This is a genomic window from Polaromonas sp. P1_G4 (genome assembly GCF_056405475.1).
In genome coordinates, this window is sequence record NZ_JBFUCA010000818.1 from 1 (window position 1) to 1,277 (window position 1,277).

At 60.1% G+C, this 1,277-nt stretch carries 1 protein-coding gene and 1 pseudogene; both read right to left on the reverse strand.

Annotated elements, in window-relative coordinates; genetic code table 11:
* Positions 1-681: pseudogene (locus AC1D1X_RS23635) on the reverse strand (Fe-S oxidoreductase); the annotation flags it as partial.
* Positions 682-796: 115 nt separating this feature from the next.
* Entirely contained in the window at positions 797-1,219 is a 423-nt protein-coding gene (locus AC1D1X_RS23640; protein WP_007867167.1) for a rubrerythrin family protein, read from the reverse strand.
* Positions 1,220-1,277: the final 58 nt, after the last annotated feature.

A 1,277-nucleotide genomic window follows, 5' to 3' on the forward strand; every position in this document is an offset into this window, starting at 1 on the left:
GTCCAGCACCTTGAGCAGGTCGTCACCTATGCCAGGCTCGTTGTAGTTGATGTAACAGGTGGAATAAATCACGACCTTGCCGGGCGTCTTGGCGCCGTCTTTCACCGCGTGGGGCGGCGACTCCAGCGCGCCGGAGCGGAATTTTTTCGTGGCCAGGTCGGGCAGCCAGGCGTTTTTGTCGACGCCCAGCACTTTTTCCATCACGGCGCGGGCCGGTTTGGTTTTGTTGACCGCGTTGGCCACCTGGACCACGATGGGAATGCCCGCGAACTGGCCGTGCACATCGGTGGACGACAAAAACCGTTCACCCGCACCCACCTCGCCCTTCTTGAACTTGATGGCTTTGGCGCGCAGCATGGTGTGGGGGAAGTCGAGGTTGAACTCGTGCGGCGGCACATAAGGGCACTTGGTCATGTAGCAGAGGTCGCACATGTAGCACTGGTCGACCACTTTCATGTAGTCCTTCTTGTCCACACCATCAACCTCGCCGGTCTTGCTTTCGTCGACCAGGTCAAACAGCGTAGGGAAAGCGCCGCACAAACTCACGCAGCGGCGGCACCCATGGCAGATGTCGAAGATGCGTTCCATCTCGTGAAGGGCCGCGTCTTCGTTGTAGAAGTCCGGGTTTTTCCAGTCGATCGCGTGGCGCGTGGGCGCCTGGAGGTTGCCTTCTGTGGCCATGCTTGCCTCTTCTTTTGAATCTCAGGTGGGGGTTTGAGAAAAGACTCTCGTGCGAAATCTTTTCCAAAACCCGCCACGCCTCGCGGCGCAGCGAGGGACACGCTTGTCCATCCAGTCAGTCGACCAGTTCGGCCAGCGCTTTGCTGTAGCGGTTGGCGTGTGAACGCTCGGCCTTGGCCAGGGTCTCAAACCAGTCGGCCACTTCATCGTGGCCTTCGTCGCGTGCGGTTTTGGCCATGCCTGGGTACATGTCGGTGTACTCGTGCGTTTCGCCGGCCACAGCAGACTTGAGGTTGTCGCGCGTGGCGCCAAACGGCAGGCCGGTCGCGGGGTCGCCGCACTGTTCCAGCCATTCGAGGTGGCCGTGGGCGTGGCCGGTTTCACCTTCCGCAGTGGAGCGGAACAGCGCCGCGACATCGGGCTGGCCCTCAACGTCGGCCTTGTTCGCGAAATACAGGTAGCGGCGGTTGGCCTGTGATTCGCCGGCAAATGCGGCTTTCAGGTTCTCTTCCGTCCTGGAGCCTTTAAGAGCAGCCATGGAAATCTCCTTCGTGGGTTGATAAACGAACAAATCGCCAATGCTTCAAACCCACACC